At 69.5% G+C, this 18,895-nt stretch carries 12 protein-coding genes; 4 read left to right on the top strand and 8 right to left on the bottom strand.

All coding sequences use genetic code 11. The features are described 5' to 3' along the window. Positions 1 to 403: 403 nt before the first annotated feature. The 4 genes from IEY89_RS36710 to IEY89_RS36695 form a co-directional block, all read right to left on the bottom strand. Positions 404 to 754 (bottom strand): hypothetical protein, encoded by a 351-nt coding sequence (locus IEY89_RS36710; protein ID WP_189151886.1) that lies wholly within the window; start codon positions 752 to 754, stop codon positions 404 to 406. 174 nt (positions 755 to 928) lie between these two features. Beyond that, positions 929 to 1,879, bottom strand: coding sequence for an SEC-C metal-binding domain-containing protein (locus IEY89_RS36705; RefSeq protein ID WP_189151885.1), 951 nt, complete (start codon positions 1,877 to 1,879; stop codon positions 929 to 931). 251 nt (positions 1,880 to 2,130) lie between these two features. Next, on the bottom strand, positions 2,131 to 5,301 hold the full coding sequence (locus IEY89_RS36700; protein ID WP_189151884.1) for a DEAD/DEAH box helicase: 3,171 nt from the start codon (positions 5,299 to 5,301) through the stop codon (positions 2,131 to 2,133). Between the two features lie 119 nt (positions 5,302 to 5,420). After that, entirely contained in the window at positions 5,421 to 6,737 is a 1,317-nt protein-coding gene (locus tag IEY89_RS36695) for a hypothetical protein (protein ID WP_189151883.1), read from the bottom strand. A gap of 433 nt (positions 6,738 to 7,170) precedes the next feature. Between IEY89_RS36695 and IEY89_RS36690 the strand changes: the two genes are divergently transcribed. Then, positions 7,171 to 8,544, top strand: a complete 1,374-nt coding sequence (locus tag IEY89_RS36690; protein ID WP_189151882.1) for a hypothetical protein — start codon at positions 7,171 to 7,173, stop codon at positions 8,542 to 8,544. Positions 8,545 to 8,652: 108 nt separating this feature from the next. Next, positions 8,653 to 10,131, top strand: a complete 1,479-nt coding sequence (locus tag IEY89_RS36685) for a hypothetical protein (protein ID WP_189151881.1) — start codon at positions 8,653 to 8,655, stop codon at positions 10,129 to 10,131. A 17-nt stretch (positions 10,132 to 10,148) separates the two neighbouring features. On the opposite strand, the gene IEY89_RS36680 is transcribed toward IEY89_RS36685, so the two are convergent. Further along, complete coding sequence (locus IEY89_RS36680; RefSeq protein ID WP_189151880.1) at positions 10,149 to 12,035, bottom strand: hypothetical protein; 1,887 nt, start codon at positions 12,033 to 12,035, stop codon at positions 10,149 to 10,151. A gap of 494 nt (positions 12,036 to 12,529) precedes the next feature. Between IEY89_RS36680 and IEY89_RS36675 the strand changes: the two genes are divergently transcribed. Then, the gene (locus IEY89_RS36675; protein ID WP_189151879.1) at positions 12,530 to 13,270 is read left to right on the top strand and encodes a hypothetical protein; all 741 of its coding nucleotides are present in this window, start codon (positions 12,530 to 12,532) and stop codon (positions 13,268 to 13,270) included. A gap of 33 nt (positions 13,271 to 13,303) precedes the next feature. Beyond that, positions 13,304 to 14,683 (top strand): GNAT family N-acetyltransferase, encoded by a 1,380-nt coding sequence (locus IEY89_RS36670; protein WP_189151878.1) that lies wholly within the window; start codon positions 13,304 to 13,306, stop codon positions 14,681 to 14,683. Between the two features lie 133 nt (positions 14,684 to 14,816). Here IEY89_RS36670 and IEY89_RS36665 read toward each other — a convergent pair whose 3' ends face one another. The 3 genes from IEY89_RS36665 to IEY89_RS36655 form a co-directional block, all read right to left on the bottom strand. Continuing rightward, on the bottom strand, positions 14,817 to 15,845 hold the full coding sequence (locus IEY89_RS36665; RefSeq protein WP_189151877.1) for an AAA family ATPase: 1,029 nt from the start codon (positions 15,843 to 15,845) through the stop codon (positions 14,817 to 14,819). Between the two features lie 79 nt (positions 15,846 to 15,924). Next, on the bottom strand, positions 15,925 to 18,159 hold the full coding sequence (locus IEY89_RS36660; protein ID WP_189151876.1) for a TnsB C-terminal domain-containing protein: 2,235 nt from the start codon (positions 18,157 to 18,159) through the stop codon (positions 15,925 to 15,927). Continuing rightward, positions 18,159 to 18,875: a hypothetical protein gene (locus IEY89_RS36655; RefSeq protein ID WP_189151875.1), complete on the bottom strand. Its 717-nt coding sequence runs from the start codon at positions 18,873 to 18,875 to the stop codon at positions 18,159 to 18,161. The genes IEY89_RS36660 and IEY89_RS36655 overlap by 1 nt, the downstream gene beginning before the upstream one ends. Between the last annotated feature and the right edge of the window lie 20 nt (positions 18,876 to 18,895).

Raw genomic sequence — 18,895 nt, 5'->3', positions numbered from 1 at the left:
GCCGACCAAGATCGTCGAGCACAAGACCCGCGACTCAACTCATTCTGAAACGATCAGTAAGACGCTCCCTGGCCTGCAAGGGGAGTTGGGCATCGTCCGCAGATCCTGAGGAAGCACGCGACATACATCCATTCTCCCAGGCCAGGGACCCGCAACACGCACGTTTTGCCAACCGGTGATCTCGCCACCGCGGGGCGGCTGTGCAGTCAGGCGGGCTAGGACAGCGGCTTCTTCATGCTTCGCTGTCCGGATGGTGTGCCATGCGCCTGCTGGTGAACGGCCGAGGTCGGCAGGAGGCGCAGACGGTGACACCAAGCCGTTTGCCGTCGACATCACGCCCAGCTTGGAGGAGGTGGGCACACGACGGGACAGCGCTTACCCCGGTGGCGCCCACTCGCACTCGTCAGCCGCGCCCCGGTGGTGTGGGGGGCCCGAACAGGTCGCCGAAGGAGAACGAGCCCGCGGAATCGCCGGAATGCCCGACGGTCGGCCCACCGGCCGTCGACTCCTCAACGATCTCGGTGATCACGGCATCCCAGCAGGAGCGGCACAAGCAGCCCTCTTCCTGCCGGTGCTCCCCGCCGACACGATCCGCCGCTTCCCGCACGCGATCAGACAGCGCCTCAAACTTCGCCTGCCACTTGGATGCCGACGCCCGCAGCTCCGCGCGGCGACGACGAGCATTGTCCGCCTCGCTCTCGGCACGCTGCTTGGCACGGATCATCGGCCAGTTCGGGCCTCCGCCGTACGACATCGCAGTCCTCTCCGTCCTTCGTCCTGAGCTGGTCTTCCTATAACGACTTGCTGGCCTGCGCGGAACGCCGTCGTGCGGCAGAAGGGGGACACCGAGACAGGCAGGGCAGTACCGACCGGTGTGACCAGCCAGCCTGCGGCGGACTGTCCAGCCGGGAAGCTGCGTGAGGCGTTGTCAGCCGGCAATGCCAGAGGGGTGGCAGCGGCGGGCCTTGCGGCCTGATCCGCAGGGGCAGGGCGCGTTCTTGGCCACACTGCGTCCGGGTCCCTGCGGTGCCGAAGGACCGGGGCGGCGGACCATACTCTGTCCACGGGCCCGCCAGCGTTGTAGCGCGGTGGGGAACTGGCCAGCGCGCTCGAGTACCCAGGGGCCGATGGCACGGTATGCCTCGTCGCCGGAACCGTCGGAGAACTCGCGGATTTCCTGCGCGGTGCCCTTCAGCATCAGACCGGCGACGGCCGGGTAGCTCTTGCCGCGGTACGGGGCGAATCCCTGCACCTCGAAGATGTCCTTGGCGAAGGCGGCTCCTGCCGCCAGCGCCGCACCAGCCACCTCGCCTTCCTCATCCAGCCGGTTGAACAGCCGGATGAGCTCGCCTTCCGGATCGCTGACCGGGAGGTCCTTCTCCCGTTCCAGGGCTTCGGCGAACCGCCCCCGGATTTCGTCCGGAGTGCGGTAGGAGAACTCGTCTGTCTGGCCCCGGTGCTCGAAGTGCAGGGTGTAGATGCCGATCTGCAGCTGCGACTCGTGAGCGGCTACCGCACTGGTGGACTCGAAGCCCACGAACCGCACCACGGGATCGCGCACCACTCCCTTGCGCATCTCGTCCCCCAGACGCGAGCGAGGGGAGAACAAATAGGGGCACACCTGCGCCGCATACAGCGCGCACACCTCGTGCACCGGTGCCTCCCCGCTGACGATGGCAGTCGGCAACGGCCCGTCGCGGAAGACCATCTGCCAGCGCAACTCGTCCGCGAAGGGCATGCCGCACACCGCACACCAGTCGAACGCGGCCAGCGCCAGCTTCCGCCGCTCGCTGATGCCCCCGAAGTTCACCTCCTCCAGACTGCGTTCCACCGTCGCAATCACCGGATAGCCGCGGCGATCGACCTCGAGATGCCTCATCCTGCGGGGTAACGCAACCGTCCCCTGCGGTGTGTGACTCACCCTCATCCCCCTCACCCTCAGCCCGATCCACGCTCAGGCTCTGCGAACAAGAAGCCATCCTGCAGGGCAAACCGGCAGACGTCCTAGAAAGAGACGATGTCCGAACTCTGCCCCTGGTCCCCGCCTGCATCTGACGGACCACGGCCGGCATGCCCCGCCTGGGACCCACAGTGCCTGCGACTGCCTGGTTGCGCGTCTCATCCGTGTAGCTACCGGCTGCAGTAGACGGTGAAGTCGCCCGCGCTGGTGTCCCGGACGAACTTCTCCGCGCCCGCGAGCAGCAGGAGTTGCTCGTCGGTGGCCTTACGGACCTGAAGGCCGGGCTGGACGATGACCGTGTGGAAGCGGGGCCGCAGCAGGCGGGCCTGATCCCGGATGGTGAACAGCTCCCTGGACCCTCCGACTTCGTAGGGCGAGATACTGCCGTTGCGCCGGGCGTACTGCACGGCCCGGCTGTGGAGATGATCCAGCAGGGGCAGGGCGTTCTGGCGCCGCCACTTGGCGCTGCGCATGGCCTGGCCGCACACCTCGTACAGGTCGCCGACCCGTGTGCCGGGAGCGGGCTTGGAGGAGTACTTGCAGTGCACGAGCGTCACATCCAGGTAGCGGCCGTCGACCTTGAGTCCGACCAGGTCGGCCGCCTCGCCGGAGCCGTCGTCGTCGAGGAGGACATCGAAGGAGCCGGTGGCCTGCAGGTGGGCCGACATGTAGTACTGGATGGAGTCGGTGCGGCGCTCCGCCCTCTGCGACTCCTTGCTGAAGTCCACGCCCTGCCACTCCAGCGGCGTGAGCAGGGACGGGTCGTAGGGGCGGCGGGTGTAGCGCGGGGCGATGAGTTTGCCCTCGTCGTCGATGAGGCGGTCGCCCTCCAGGAACAGGTCGGGCCGGTGCGCGTTGAGCCACTCCTCCAGCGGCTGCGGCTCGGCAGTCGGACCGCTGCCCACGATGACGGCGTCCTGCTCGCGGGGACGGTAGACCAGGCCCTTGGTGTCGTAGTCCGCCTGGTAGGCCACGCGCCAGGCGGGGGTCGTCAGAGAGAACAGGAACGGGCCGGTGGGGGAGTAGTCGTCGACCTCGAAGTCGACGTCGGTGAGCGAGTAACTGCGGTCGTCGTAAGTGAGGGTGTACCGGTCACGGGAGCCAAGGTAGACCTGCCAGGGCCACTGAACGCCCAGCAGCGCGTACGGCGGCCGGGCGGTGATGTCCTCGGGGATGATGAACCCGTCGAAGACCCGCTCGAGGTTGATGGTGCTGTCCAGCAGTTTGGTGCCCTGCCGGTCGCACCAGTCGGTCCAGGCCTTCAGGCTCGGGGCGGTGGTGGGGGACCAGAACCGGCCCGAGGCCGCGGCACTGATCGAGACGCTTTCGCCGTCGTCGAAACCGGATGTGGCGATGTGGGTCTGGGTCTTGTGCTCCTGGGCGGTGGTGAAGCCCTGAGAGACGTCACTGCCGACATGCAGAGAAAAACGGGTGAAATAGTCCCGCGCGTCCTTGAGCCCGACGTTGGTCGGCACCAGCCGGTCCAGACCGGCCAACACCCGGTAGGTGCGCGCCCCGTTGATCAGCTCACTGCCCTCGCCCAGCACCGCCTCGGCCAGGTCTTTGTAGGTGCTCGACTTCTCCGAGCCGTGGATGTACAGCAGCCGCCTGGTGGTGTCGAAGTAGAGCACGATCAGTTCGTAGACGACCTGTTCCAGCTCCTGCGGTGCGCCCCAGCGCACGGAAGTGCGCCGTTCGATGACGTACCAGGCGACGGGGGAGTCCTCGCCGCCCAGGGCCATGGCGTCGTCCAGAACACGCTCATTGTCCTTGCAGAGCGTGAGGGCGGCCTCGGGCCGCCATTCGGCGGTGGCCGCGCGGTAGGCGACCGCGCTCATCTTCGGCTGTAGCACGCCGACCGCCACCTCGTCGGGCGCACCGGTGAAGCTGGTGTCGAAGGCGCTGGTCTCCTCGGCGGCCAGGGTGGCGCGGTCGGTGAGGTCGCGCAGTAGGTGATTCCAGTCGGCGTCCTCGCGCAACAGGCGGCGCAGCGGTGAGGCGCCGGCGGTCGGTTCCTGCGCGACGAACACGGTGGCCTCGCCCAGTCCGTCCGCGGCCCGTGTGAACCGGCCGACGAACTGGATCATCGGGCTCAGGCTTTTGCGGGCCGCATGCATGGCCGCGATCTTCAGGGCGGGCTCGTCGAACCCCTCACCGAGCATGTCGACGCAGATGATGATGCGGCACTCACGCTCCCGCAGCGCGGTCACGGCCGCTTTGCGGCGCGTGATGCCCACGTCCTGGTGCACCACGGTGGGATTGAAGCCGGGCGCCAACTCCCGGTAGAGCAGGCCGAGTCCTTCCGCCTTCGGAATGCTCTCGGCCCGTGCCATCAGCAAGTGGTCGTGCCCGGCTTCCAGATCGGCGCGCAACTGACCAACAGCCAGTTCGGCCAGCTCCCGGTCGACGTCCTCGACACCGAACACCGCCCGGTAGTTGATGTGCGTGAAGTACTCCAGCCGCTGGGCCTCCCGCAGAGGGAAACGGAACACGGTACGGCCGGGCAGTCTGCGGCCGTCCTCCCGGAACGGGGTGGCGGTGAACAACAGCACCGGCCGGTCGGAGAAGCCGTCGACCACCCTCGCCCACGTATCCGCGGGGGAGTGGTGCGCCTCGTCCACGATCAGGTGGGAGAACGACGAAAGCAGTGCCATCCGTACGTTCCCCACGCTCCTGCTGAGGATCTGCGGGGTGGCGACGACGACATTGCAGGCCGCGACGAACCTAGCTGCTTCGTCAGGGTCCTTGAACCCGTGCTCGAACCGGCCCACCCGCGGCCGCAAGGCGCCGGCTTTCACGATCTGCTCCTGCTGCAGGATGCCGAGTGTCTCGAACTTCCCCGCGATCTGGTCCCGCAAAGCCGCACTGGGCACCAGTACGAGCAGCCGCTCCATCCGCGCGGCCACCAGCAGCGCCAGCATGGTCTCGGTCTTGCCGGTGCCGGTGGGCATGACCACGATGCCCGGGTCGCCAAGGCCCGAGGCCCAGTGCCCCATCACCGCGTGCAGGGCGCCGATCTGCGGGCGGCGCAGGCTGTGCGGCTCACCGTACGGACGGAAACCGATCGCATTCCGGTACGACTCCACCACCGTCTGCGGCGTACAGGCGCGGCTGCCCTGCCAGCGCACCTCGTGGCCGGACCGGCTGGGCAGCACGGCCGTCAGCTCGTCGACGTCGTCCGCTGCGGTGCGCACGGCGGGCCAGTTGCCGTACACGTTGGAAACCCGCAGCACCCCGTCCTCGTCGGTGACCTCCAAGGTGCTGCCGGGAACCAGCAGTTGGCGGACCTTGTTGCCCGCGATCTTTTCTTCAGCCCACACGGGCTGCGTACTCACGTTCATACCAGGTGCTCTCTGTTGCAGATCTGGGTGACGGCTCGCGATGGTTGGGCAGATGCGCGAGGCGCATGCAAGGAGGACGGGATCGGCTCACGGGCCGGGCCGGGCCGGGGCGACGCGGCTCAGCGGCGGTGCCCGCGCTCGGTAGAGCGCGCAGGGACGTTGAGGAAGCCCTCGAACCAGTTGTCCGGCTGCAGGACGGGCGGGACGGGGGAGGCCCCGGCGCGGTCTGCGTCAGGGGAGTTGTACTTGTTGTCGTACAGCCACAGCACGTCGTGGTCCTGGAAGAAGAAATCCGAGCAGGCGTCGAAGTCGTAGTCGTCACGGTGCGTGGGCAGCGCCGCGTGCGCGCTGTCGCCGGCTTCCAGATGGGCGGGGGCGTCGTCGAGGGCGAGATGCAGGACCATTTCCTCGGCCGCGCAGGTGGGCTGGGGACAGGTGCCGCGCCGGAGCTCGCCTGCCAGATCGTCGCAGGCCCGGGCGAGATTGCGGCGCCACTGCATGCTCTGACGCCACGTCACTTGCGGCAGACGTGAGAAGAAGCCCCATGTACCGTCGTCGTCCTTGGTGACGGGACGCTCACCCAACTCGGCGGCGTCGTCGTAGGCTGCCTCGGCAAGCTCTTTCAGCGCGCTGAACAGCAGATCGGCCGTGCGCGGTGTGAACGTCCAGTGGCACTTCTGGCAGTCTTCGTCCTCGCAGCCGCACACCTCGGGCAGGGCGAAGAGCGCGGCGAAGTCCGGCTGAGGCTCTTCAGGCACAGCCGCAGTGGCACCGGTGTGCCGCAGGTCATCGGCGTAGGGGCTGGAGGCCTGCTGGAGCCGCCAGCCGGTACCGAAGTTGATGCGGACGGGTTCGGTCGACCAGTCGGCGACCTCGTCCTCCCGTACGGACAGCAGGAGTCGGCCTTCCTGGGCATCGGTCAGCCAGTCCATGCCGGGCAGTTCTCCCGTGCTCTCAGCAGCGAACATCACCGCGCCCACGAGGTCGTGCGGATCGTCCTCGCCCAACTCCTCATCCGGCATCGGCTCCCAGCCGCCGGCCGCGGCAGCAGCGAGCATCTTGGCCTGGTCGTACACATGGAACTCACGCAGTTGCACCACCCGGACCACCGGGCCCGGCAAGTCGACCAGCCGGGCATCCTTCGGCGACCGGGTGGCTGAGACGGGAAGCTCGCGCTCGTCCTCCACCGGCCCCTCGAGCGGGTCGTCGGCAGGCCATGAGAACAACGCGGAAGCAGCGCTGGGCCACACGCCGGCACGGGCGCGCTCCAGGGCCTGACGAAAAGACGCCGCCGGGGCGTCCGGCAGCTCCGTGGCGATCTTCCGCGCCGTGATCTCCTGCTGCTCGGTGAGGGCCCCGTCGAGGGCGGCGGACGACAGCAGCCGGGCCGCGTGCTGGGCCACGTGGGCGTCCCGGCAGGTGAAAACGGCCTGCACGCAGGCGGGTCCGTTCGCATGGGCCAGCAGGACAAGGACACGGCTTTTGCTGCTCGCGTGCTCGCACAGAAAACTGCGGGGCACGGCGGAAACCGATGGTGCTGTCACAGGAGCACTCCAACGACCGCGGCCGGCCACGGGCCGACCGCATACGGCAGGGGAAGTTGTTGGTAGGCGCGGTGCAGCCGCATCTCCGGACAGCGTAAGAGTGAAAGGTGACTGGTGTTGTCGATGCGATCGGCAACCCGGGTCCGTCCAAGACCATAGCCGCTCGGTACGTCTGCGTAAGGCCTTTTCGGCATCAATATCCCCGACAGGCCGGAGCAGCACCCACGGGGCGCCGTGTGTCACGGGTGCTTCGGACGGGCACAGGTCTTTCATCCTTGGTCGACTTCGCGACGGCTGTCAGACCCGCCCGCTACCCTCCCCAGACATGACTGCATCTCGCCGTCCGGCACGCGAACTGCCCGGCGACCCGGCCAGGTTGCGCCTGGTCTACACCCATGACCATCCCCTCGAGCCCTACGACTTCGAGGACACCCTGGAGCAGTGGCACGTCTCGGTGCGCCTCTTCCACGCAGAAGAAGAGGAGTGCCCTCAGGGATGCAGTGAGGCCTGCGAGCGGGCCATCGAGGAGGGCACGGAGATCGGCTACCTGCTCCTGTGCCGGCTGCGGGATTACACCGCGGACAACCGGTGGGAGGCCGCCGACGCGGAGTCGGGCGATCTGGAATCCATCGCCTCGACCGTTCTCGACCCCCGGACCGGGCAGTACACGGACGCCTTTGACGAGGCCGTCGAATGCCCGGTCGGTGACCTGCTGATCCTCGACCGGGTCTTCCTGGACAAACCGTGGCGCGGCTTCGGACTCGGTCCGGTCCTTGCGGCCGAGGCAATCCGGCGCCTGTCCGGCGGCTGCTGTGCGGTAGCCGCCGAACCCGGCATGGCCGAATGGCACGATGACCGGGAGGAGGTGTCCGAGTCCTACCGGCAACAAGCACGGCGCAAGATCGCCGCGTTGTGGGAGAGCATCGGGTTCACTCACTTCCGAGAAGGCGTCTACCTGCTGGATCCCGCCTTGCGGAAAGCGAGCGACCTGCTGGCCCAGCGGCGCGAGGAACTGCTCGAGCTCTCGCAGGCCTACCGTTCGCGAGCAGCCTCGCTCACGGTCGTTCCGGAGCCGGAGCCGGAGCCGGAGCCGGAGCCGGAACCGGCAGCGCGGGGAGCAGCTGCGTCGGACCGGCGGCCGCAGGTCCGGGAGGGCTGGCTGGAGACCATCGGGAGCGTGCGCGCCGAGGACTCCTTGCTCTATCTGCAGGGCCGCTGTCAGCAGGCCGGGTGGGACAGCCGCGACAAGCGAACAGCACTGGCCCTGGTCACTGACGTGACGAGCGAAACGGATCTGCGGGAGCTCGGCGAGCAGATCCAGGACCTCCACTTCGGACTGCAGAAGGCTTTTGCCGACGCGGTCACCTTCTCCGCCGATTCCTTCAACGTCGGCCCCTTCCGGGAAAACCCCAGCCGGCTGGGGCCGTTGGCCGGAGTGTGGGTGTACGGGTCGAACCTGCACGGCCGCTACGCAAACCGCTCCCACGGAGTAGGAGACGCCTGCCAACATGCGAGGTCACTGGGGCCTCGCCTGGAACGGATCTCCCTTGCCCAACTGCTGGAGCTGGAGGACTTCTGGCAATGGAACGGGCCCATGTGCTCGTTCTGCAGCGGCTGGTCGGCACAGCGCCTGACCGAGGAGCAGTACGCCCACTACTCGAGCGTGAGGGGCGGCCGGCGAACGGCCTCTGCCGGATGAGTGCGAACGCGGGCTGCTGATCCGCGGCGTACTGGCCGCTGGCTGCCCCTCACCCGCCCGGGTGACGGGTGGCCCACCTGCAGTGCCCGTCCTCTACCATCACCGTCCGTGCCATCTCCTCGCCCTGCCGAAGGCGCCCGGACCATCTACGCGCTGGTCGACCCCCGGGACAACACCCAGCGATACCTGGGCCAGATCCCCGCCCCAACCCAGATGTCTCTCACCCAGGCCGTGCTGAAGAAGCAACCCGCCGCCCGGGCCGTGGCCGGCTGGGTACGCGCACTGGAGGAAGCCGGCCACGCCCCGGCGGTGGAGGTCGTCCGCGACCAGGTGCCGGCCGCCGAGGCGAAACGCGTTCTGCAGGAGGAGCTGACCGAGCGCCTTGCCGCGGGAGTCCCGCTCCTGAACGAACAGGGCGCCGCCAAGGGGCGCAAGCTGCGCCAGGAACGAGTGATGGCCCAGCGCGCAGCCGACGAGGCCACCGCCTGGGCCGAGATGGCGCACGCTCTGCACACCCGCCTGGGCGGGCCCCTCCCACCGAGTTCCACGACGGCGATGCGGCTGCCCGAACCGGTCAAGACTCACATCCCCCTGCTGCCCGACATCGACCGCGACGCCCTGACCTTCTCCGAACGCTGGAGCACCCGGGAACACACCGACCATCTCGAAGACCCCCTGACGGATGCCATCGATGCGCTGTTCTGCGAGCTGCAGGACCTGCACAGCTACGGAGACAAAGAGCCCCGTCAAAAGCTGCACTACCGCATCTGCGCCATCGCGCTGCGCCGACGGCGTACTGACATCGCCCAGCTGGAGCAGATGATCGGGCTCGTGCCCTGGTGCATGTATGCCGTCGCACCCTGGTACCGCATGGCCCAGGCCGGCCGACTGGTCGACAGCCCCGCCCAGTTCATCCGGTGGCTCGGCGACACCCCGGCGGCTCGCGCACTGCACCTGCTGGCCGGTGAAGAACGCCAGCTGCGCCTCATGCTCGAGCACCGCCACGACGACCGGCGGCTGAACCCGGAGACCTGCCTGCTGGCCACCGCCGCCGCCCACTGCCACCTGGACATCCCGGCCCCCCTGCAAGACCGGGTGCGCTACCTGCTGGCCGATCTGCTGCGCGATCCGATGCTCACCCAGCCGATGGCGGATCTGCTGCTGCGGCTGGATCCGCAGGCCCTGCATGCGCTGGGGCCCGACGTGGCCCCCGGGACGGACGAACGGCTGGAGCTGGAGGCGGGCACCACGGCACGGGTCCTGGCCGATCTCGCAGCGCACCGCGCCTTCAGTGGCAACCGCCAGCTGCGGCAGGCCGCCTGGCGCGCATCGGGCAGCCCACCCACGGTGGACGTTCCCGACTTCGGAGGCTGGTCCGGCCCGGCCGTATCGGTCATGCGGGTCGTCTCTGCCAACCTCGTCCACGCCGGTGTCCTGGCCGCGCCCGAGGGACAGACGGCCGCCGAATACGTCACCGGCGTCCAGTGCCTGCTGGCTCCCAACTACGACACCCGCCAAGCACGATGGCTGACCGAGGAGACGGCCGACGGGCGTCAAGGGCCGGCCGGCCGCACTGCCTCTTCCTGACCGGTTCTCCCCGCTGGTCAGGTCGTCTCGGCATCCAGCTGGGCAGGAATGTAGCGGCTGCTGCGGTCCAGACGGATCTCACGCACCCCGGTCAGCGGGCGGGCCAGGGGGTCGTTGACCGCGGCGATGATCTGCATCGGCGTACCGTCCGCATCCGCGACGGCGGCCGCATCGGCGAGCTGCTCCATGAGCCGCTGGGCCATCTGTCCGTCCAGTCCCTGCCCGCCCAGACCGCTTAGCGGCGAGTCGATCATGAAGAACAGCGGGAGCAGCACCGTCGGCACGGAACGCGCCAGATCGCGCAGGCTGAGCATGGCGCAGAGGTTGGCCAGGGTCTGCGGGCCGCCGGCCACCGCCTGGTCGTCGAAGGCCAGCCCGTCCACATGGGGCAGGAATGTCTCCGGGTCGATGTGGGCGTGGCGCACATCAGGGTTGACCGACCGGAGCCGGGCGAGGAAGTGCCGTGACCACTGTTCCACCAGTTGCTTGAGCTCAGTGGCGAGCTTCTTCTCCGCCTCCTTCCACAGCTGGTGCGCCTGGTCCCTGGCCTCCTGCAGCCGGTCCCGCTCGGCCTCCAGCGCCGCCAGGATCCCGACTTCCTTGATGCGCTCCTGGAGCTGTTCCAGGCGTCCGGCGAGGTGAGCGGCCTCCTTCTCGTGCGTCAGGGCGGCCGCGCGGCAGGGGTCAAGGGTGGAACGCGTGAAGTCGCCGATCACCTGCTCTGCCGCCCGTACCGTCTCCCGGGCCGTGTCTTCCGTCTCCTTGGCCCGCGCCAGCTCGGTTTCCAGCCGCCCGCAGGCCTGCCGGGCCGAGGTGAGCGACTCTTCCGCCGCCGCGAGGAGGGCCGCCTGGTCCGCCAGCCGCTGCGCGTGCAGCGCGTCCTTCTGTTTGCACACCCGGCAGTGGTCATCGGGAAGGCCATCCGCCTGCAGCACCTGAATGCACTGCGGACAGTGCTGCGGCACGGACGCCCGCTGCCTAAGCCCTTCCAAGCGGCCTTCCAGGCGCCCCTCATGGCGCAGGGCCTGCCGCAGTCGCTCCTCCACAGCGCCGGTATGGCGGCGCGCCGACTGGTGTGCCGACCTTGCCTGGTCGCGCTGTTTGTCCAGCTCGGCCACGTGCCGCTGATGCCTGCTCAGCTCCGCTTGGGCCTGCTTCGCCCGCTCGGCCGCGGCCGCGTGCTCCTGCTTCCACAGCTGCTCGGTCGCCTCCAGGTCCATCGGGCCGGGCAGCCCGGCTTCCCGGCGCGCTGCGCGCATCGCCGCGGCAGACGCCTTCGCCTGTGAGTGGGCCGACTTGGCCTCCTGGAACCGCTGCTGGAGTCCGTCGATGTGCTCGTCGTGCAGGCCCAGCAGCACCCGCCCCGTCAACCGGCGGACCGCGTCGCTTCCTCCGCCCAGATAGGCGGTGGCAATGGTGGACTGCCGCAGCGCCATCCACCGCTCCACCTCGGCCAGTCCGACCCGGCCCGCGCCGCTGCCCAGGATCGGGATCCCCAGCAACTCCATGACGAACTCGCTGGCACTTTGCTCGCCGCCGCGCCCGCGGGCGACTGGCCGACGCACCTCGCCGAGGGCTGGGTCGCTGAGGTTCTCGAAGGACACATAGCCGCCGCGGTGCACCGCCGGCCGCGTCGCCTGCCACCGCGTATCGCCGACACGGAACACCAGACGGACCTGGGTGCACGACCGCACCGCATGCATGATCTTCCCGCTGTTGAGGCCCAGCGGGTACAGCAGCGACTCAAAGCCCGTCGACTTGCCGGAGCCGGAGCAGCCCACGAGCAAGGTCAACACGCCGGTGAAGACCTGACCCACCCAGTCGCCCTGGACCTGGAATTCGTGCCGCTCGATGATGAAAGACCGCCGACGCACCGCGCACATCTCCCTCCGCCCGGCCCGCATGGCCGAGTGCCCTGGCACCAACGGACAGCGCGCGCCGCACGAGACGGGTGCCGTCGCATCTCATCCGCACGGATGATCAGCGGGCCTGCGTCCCCGGGCGGGACCTTCCGGCCGGGCGGCCTCACGCCGACACCGTTGACAGGGAAGGCCGCCGCCGCGACACCGCTGCCGGCGCACGGCCCCGAAGCACCTGAGGGAAGACATCCACCGGAGGCGATGCAGGAGTCCCCGGAGCGTCAACCCGGCGTCACGGCGGAGAGTTGACCAGACGTCATCACCCCGCAGACGCCCCTGCCCGACAGCACAGGCGGAGCCTGCCCGGGGAGGGCGTCATATGCCTGCCCGCCGGATCGCGTAAATGCTCGACCATCACACGAAGTAGCGAGGAGGTGATCACATCCACTGCTCTTCGTCTCATCGGTCGTTGCCCTGGAGGAGAGACACCGCCGGCCAAACGGGCCCGGCCGTCTCCGTGACGAAGCAGGGGGCATCCCATGGGACGTACGAAGAAGAACAAGCCGCGCCACAAGCTGCGCGGACTGCACGACGCCGGCCAGCGCCGAAGCGCCAGGGCGCGCGCGGCGCATATCGCCTGGACGCCGCTGAGGCAGGCGTGCGGCTGCGTGGTCGACTGGGGATGGAGCAGCCAGAGCGCCGACCCGATGACGTTCACCGAGTGGTACACCAGCCGCCTGACCGTGCCCTGCCCCTGGCACGCCGATCCCGCGGCCGGGGCATCCGGTGCCGCTCTGCCCAACGAGTTGACCATTCAGCCGCACGGCACCAGCGTGCTGTTGCACGCACGCAAGGCCGCCGCCGACCGCCACGAGCTCGGTGGCGAACTCGCCTCCCGCCTCACTCACCTGATGGAGACTGCTGGCCGGGGGAAACTGGCGCTCCTGGACGACGCGCCGGCTGGCTTCCGCAGCTGGCTGATCGCCAACACCGCCGATCCCGCCCAGGCCTGGCTCGACCACGAGCTGTGCGAGATCATCCTCAACCAGGGCCGCTCCGCCCTGCCGCGAGAACTGCTCGAGCACCTGCCCGAACAGCTCCGGACCTCTTCCTCCGAGAGTCCCCAGCCGGAGAGCGCGGCCTGCAACATCTGCTCCTTCTCCGCCGCCCAGGGCGGCATCCTGTGCGCCTGCGGACACGACTGGTCGTGCCACCCCGGCCCGGCGGAGCAGGGCGAACCGTGCTCGCACTGCCCCTGCGTCGACATGCAGCACGTCTGAATGCCCGCACCCGCTCTGCAAAGGACCGTCCCCGTGAACGCCTCTGCCCTGCCTGTCTCCTGTCCGCCCGCCCCCGCCTCCGGCGCATCTCGTGCTGTGTCCGTGTGGGAGTTGCTCCACGAGGCCCTGCACGCGCCCGCCCATCCTTGCCAGGGCGGCACCATGACGTACACCTCCAACCTGCTGGGCGTGCCGGTGGCCCGCGACAGCCTCCTCGCCCTGGCCGACCTGCTGGCTTCCTCCGGCGGTGAACTGGAAGACACATCCCTGCGCCTGGAAGGCCACGACAAGGAGGGCACCGTCCTGGCCGAGACCACGCGGCGTGCCCGGCGCTTCCGGCTGGGCCGCGGCTACTGCTCCGGGGTGCACCGGCTGTGCCGGCAGCCCGGATGCGGCCTTGGGCTCGACCGGCACCGCACGCTGTGCGACCCGCATATGGAGGCCGGCGGCGCGCCGGCGGTGAGGGAAGAGACCTGCCTGGTCGCCGAGGGCCTGAAAATGGACGGTGAACTCGGCTACTTCAGCCGTGACCAGGCCATGCAGCAACTGATGGAGGCCGCAGTCGCCGTCGGTATCCCGGCCGCGGAGCACGCACACTACTTCGCCGTGCGGCTCCAGCTGACCGACGCGGACAGCGCGGAGGAATGGGATTACAACGATCACGAAATCGAGATCAACGAGGACAGGTGGCGCCTGCTGAGCTATGTCGGAGTGCGGCCCGTGAAGGAGCCGGCCCCGACCAGCCGCGGCGCCGCTCGCCAGATCGGGCCTCTGGACCCGCTGCAACTTCCCGGCTCCCCGGACCACTTGATGCTGGACTACAGGTGCACCCTGGACGCTCTGCCGTCCTGGGGGTCCGGGAACAACATCGAGTACTGGCACGTGGGCGTGCACCACCGCCTGCCGGACGGGGCGGAGACAGATGCAGAACGCGAGTTGGGGCAGGTTGGCCGACTGGTGCTGGCGAAGGCCGTCTGGGGACAGGACCCCCAGGTGTTTGACCCCGATGATGTGCTCTGCGTCGGCGTCACCGCGGCCGCCGCCTTCGACGCCGTCGACAACCCACACAGCCCGATTCACCGGCTGGGCGTTGGACAGGACGGCGACCTGCTGCTCCTGCTCCAGGTGGAACTTGACCCGGCGTGGCGGGGCTTCGGGCTCGGCGCCATCCTCACTCGCCAGGCCCTTGACGTCCTCGGCCGGGACTGCCGGGTGGTCGCCACCGAAGTCGACGGCACGGACTCGCCGGCTGGCCGCCTCGCACAGGCCGCCGGATTTCACCGTGTCGGTCCCGGCCTGATGGTGCTCGACCGGTCCCGTCAGGACGAGCAGACGGCGTTGCTGCGCAGGCTCCATTGTTCGCTCCTGGTCTCCCTCTCCAGCCCGTACCGCAATGCCGAGCCGCCCTTTTGACCAAGCCGCACGGCCGGTGCCGCATCCTCGGCACCCGGCCTGTTCATCCGGTGCAGGAGCAGCCCAGTCCGGCCGGCCCGGCTGCTTCCACACCGGCGGGCCGCTGTATCCACGGCAGCGTTCCGAGTTTCCGTCACCAGGCCTGCAGCGGATCGTCGCCGAAGCGGCCCACCAGCTGGCTGTCCAGCAGTTCCTCGGTGATCGCCTCGATGCCGGTCTCGATGGCTTCCTGTGCGCTCTGGCAGACCAGGTAGGACAGCGCCTTCATGTAGCCGCCGGTACGGCGGTGCAGGTGGGCGGCGAGCTTGAGCAGGTCGCCGGGGTGGTGGTGGTGCAGGCACAGGCCCTCGTCGAGGGCCTTGACGACCTGGTGGAACAGCTCGTAGTCGTCGGTGCTGTAGGGGATCGGATTGACTGCCAGGGCGGGGATGCCGCCTGCGCCGCCGTCGGGCGGGCCGGGCCGCCTGCCGCGGCGGGCCTCGTTGACGATCTCCCTGGCACCGATCCCGCAGTAGACGAAGGAGACGTTGCATTCGGCGGAGAGGTAGCCGAAGTAGTCGAAGGCCGTCTTCAGTTCGGAGTTGTCCAGCCGGTCGATGCCGTCGACGAGGACCAGGCGGGTGCCGCGGGTCTTCATGACGTGGCAGACGGGTCCGGTCATGTCGGTGCTGCGCTGGCTGCTCTCGGGGTCTTTGGTGTGCTTGTGGCCCAGGAACTCGGCGAACGGAACCGACATGTCCAGCTTGCCGCCCGGGGCCAGGGGGGTGTTGATGTGGATGACCGGGATCCGCTTGGGGTCGGCGGGCAGCCGGTCGCGGACGAATCCCTCGTAGGTTCGGCCGATCTGCCGCAGCACTGTGGTCATCCCGGTTTCGCCCGGCCCGTCCACGGCCAGGTGCAGCGGTCCCTCGCTGCGGGGGCCGCCCACCAGCCACAGCCGCCGTGCGACGGCTACCGCCTTCTTCAGCGCCGGAGTCTGCACGGTGCGCATCGTGGCGTGGTAGAGAAGCCGCGGATCGTCGAGTTCGACGGGGTCTTCGGTGAGTGGGAAGGCTGCCAGGTCGGGCGGGTCGATGACCCGGTCGAGCTGGGCTTGCCAGCCCGCGCGGGTCGTCGGTGGCAGGAACCGGTCGGCGGCGTCAGGAGTTTCGGGCAAAGACATGGCAAGCGTCCTCGGGGCAGCCGACGGTGGCCGGTGCGGGGTATCCGCGCCGGCCACCGCTCACAGACGGAAAAAGGAGCTAGGACGGTTCGGCGGGTGCGGAGTCGTGGCTGCGGCCATCGCCCGTCAGGGGCGTGCCCGACGAGCTGCCCGGCAGGGCGAGGCGTACGGCCGGCGCGCACAGCTGGCGCGGGTCGATGTCCATGACGGGCAGGCTGGCCACGTTGTGGAAGGCGGGGGTGGGGATGCCACGGTAGGGGTCCTGCATGGGCGCCGGCCCGACGTGCATGCCGCGCTCGACGGGAGCCGGCTGCGGCGTGGCGGTGCGGGACGGGCCGCGGCCCGCGCGCTCCAGCAGGGAGCGCACCAGCCGGGCGATGGCCGTCTCGTCCCGGGTATGGCCGCCCTTGTCGAGGTGGGCGGCGGTGGCCTGGTCCCAGACGTGCTCGCTCCAGGCGTCGCCGATCAGCCGCTGGTAGACAAAGTCGGCCTCCGCCCACTTGTTGCTGCGGCGGTCCTCGAGCCAGACCTTCTCCGGCTGGTGGGGGTGGTAGCGCACCGGCCACCGCTGGCCCTTGCCCGGCCAGCCCGAGCGGGTGTTGCGGTAGCCGTTCAGGGCGCGGCTGTCGTAGGTGCGGTTGTTCAGGCGGATGCCCTTGTCGGTGACCTGCACCCAGGCGGTGGGCAGCAGCCGCAGCCGGTCCTCGGCGCTCAGTCGGAGGGGGACGTAGCCGCTGCTGGCGACGTGGGCGGCGAACATCTGGTTGGGGGTGCGCGGCGGCATGGACGGCAGGAACGGGTTGCGCAGTTCGCTGTGCGGGCGCTGCTGCCAGCCCAGGGCGATCCACTGCTGCAGGAAGTCGTTGATCTGGTCGATGCGCCACAGCCGTTCTTTGGCGACGTGCTTGCCGCGGTGGGTGAGGTCCTTGCCGGTGTAGCCGGGCAGGAACTGGCTGAAGAGGCTTTTGACCGAGCCGAAGGTCCGCTCGATGATCGCCTTGTGGGTGGGGGAGTAGGCGCAGGCCGGGCGCACGGAGATGCCGAGCTGGGCGCAGGCGTCCATGAAGGCCCGCCCGGCGAACACCTTGCCGTTGTCCATGATGATCATCTCTGGGATGATCACCGGCCGGGCGGCCGCGCCCTCCATCCGTTCGTCGGCCTCCACCAGCTGGGCGTAGGGCAGATCGGAGCCCTTCGCGGCGGCCTTGAGCGACCAGTGCGGGCGCATCGGCTGCGGGGTGCACATCTCGGACAGCAGGAACAGGGCGTCCACCGCCTTGGTGGCCCGCCCGCCGTGACGGCGGGAGGTGGCACCGGTCTTGGTGCCGCTGGACTTGGGCCGGATGACTGCGGCCAGGATCGTCCGGCTGGCCACGTCGATGGCCGCGGTCAACTCCAAGGAGACGACGCGTCCGGTCTCGTCCACGCCCAGCATGTCCAGCGAGGTGGTGTCGATCTGCACCTGCTCGCCCGGCGCCGTGGCCATGGCCAGCGTGAACGGCGGCTCGGGGCGGTGACTGCCGTCGCCGCGCCGGGCGGCGGCCTGCTTTCCGCAGACGATCCCGAGCCGGTCCAGCAGCCGGTAGAACGTCGCCCTGGACGGCAGCAACTGCTGCGCCTTCTTCTTGAATTTCCGCACGCACGCCCTCCTGAGCAGCTCAAATAGTCGTGACCTGGTCCCGATGGACTTCTTCTCCTGCCGCTTGTGCACCTTGTGCACAAGCTTGACGACCTGTTCGTCGACACGGCCGTGCCGGCTTGGGCCGCGCACCCGCCGTTTGTCGACCAGTCCCCACACGCCTTGCTCCAGCCAGGCCAGCCGCTTGCGTTCCACCGTGGCCACCGACACCGGGTGATGCGCCGCGCGCAGTTCGGCGGCCTTGGTCTCATACCGGTCGCGCAGAGTGGTGCGCCCGGGGTCGTAGCAGGGGCGCGGAGCAGTGCCCGGCACGGCGAATCCGGGCAGTCCCGTGTGTACTTCCAGCACATGGTCGAGCCAGAAGTCGACTTCCTGGCGGGCCTTCTCCGACAGCCCGTCCAGCAGGTCTGCGCCGCCCAGGGGCCGGGGCGCGGGGGCCGATGGCGGGACGGGGCCGTCGTCTCCCGCTGGCGTATCCGATCCGTCCAGCACGCGGAAGCCGGGACAGCGGTGCAGTGCGTCCAGCAGCACGACGGCGTCCTCGCCGTCGGGATGATGGCTGAGCAGGTGCACGCTGCTGCCCTGCAGCGCCGTCACCAGATACGTCTCGCCGCGCCAGTGCACGGCGCTGCCCACCGTCATGACCTCTGGCCGGGCCGGTGCGTGCACCGCCATCAGCGCACCTCCTGCGGCGACCACACCAGGGAGCGGGTCGGCAAGAACGGGGTGCTCCAGTCGATGAGCAGCTCGCGCTTCCAGACCAGGTGCAACGCGCGGGCCACCGTGGCCAGTTCGGGCAGGGCGCTTGCCTTCACTCCGTCGGTGAACGGGCGCGGCCGGGCGAACACCTGGTGCAGGACGCGCGCGGTGTCCGCGTCTGCCAGCCGCGCATGCCGGTAGCGGGCCAGCCGCTGCCGATTCGCGGCGGCGGCCGTGTCATCCGTGCCGGGATGCACCCGCACTTCCCAGTCGGCCTGCTCGCCGGCCGCCTTCAAGAGCATCGAGGTCTCCTCCCAGCAGCCCGTGGCCCGCTCCGATGTCTGGCACACCAGCAGCCGCGCGCGCCCGTCGGCCAGCCGGGCGAAGAAGTCCGGCACGTATCCCTCTGCGCTGTCCGCCCAGGCCAGCCGCAGCGGCCAGCCGGTGAACGACACCACCTGGGGATCGAACTCCAAGGACAGTGCCGCCTCCAGGGCGCCGAGGGTGGCGCAGCCCGCGTGCCGGGCCTGCCCCGCCGGCCGCCACCAGGTGGCGATCGCCCGGCGGCCCCGGTACCGCGTCGGTCTCCACACCTCGGCCCGTTCCTCCAGCCGCTCCTGCCGGACCTGGCTCACGGGTTTCTCCAGCAGCCGCCCAGCGGGGGACAGGAACTGCGCCACCACCTCAGCCACGACAACACCCCTCACGACGC

Source organism: Streptomyces lacrimifluminis, from assembly GCF_014646095.1.
Lineage (GTDB): Bacteria > Actinomycetota > Actinomycetes > Streptomycetales > Streptomycetaceae > Streptomyces > Streptomyces lacrimifluminis.
Note: the sequence above shows the minus strand (reverse complement) of the source record. Positions and strands in the feature narration are given on the sequence as shown.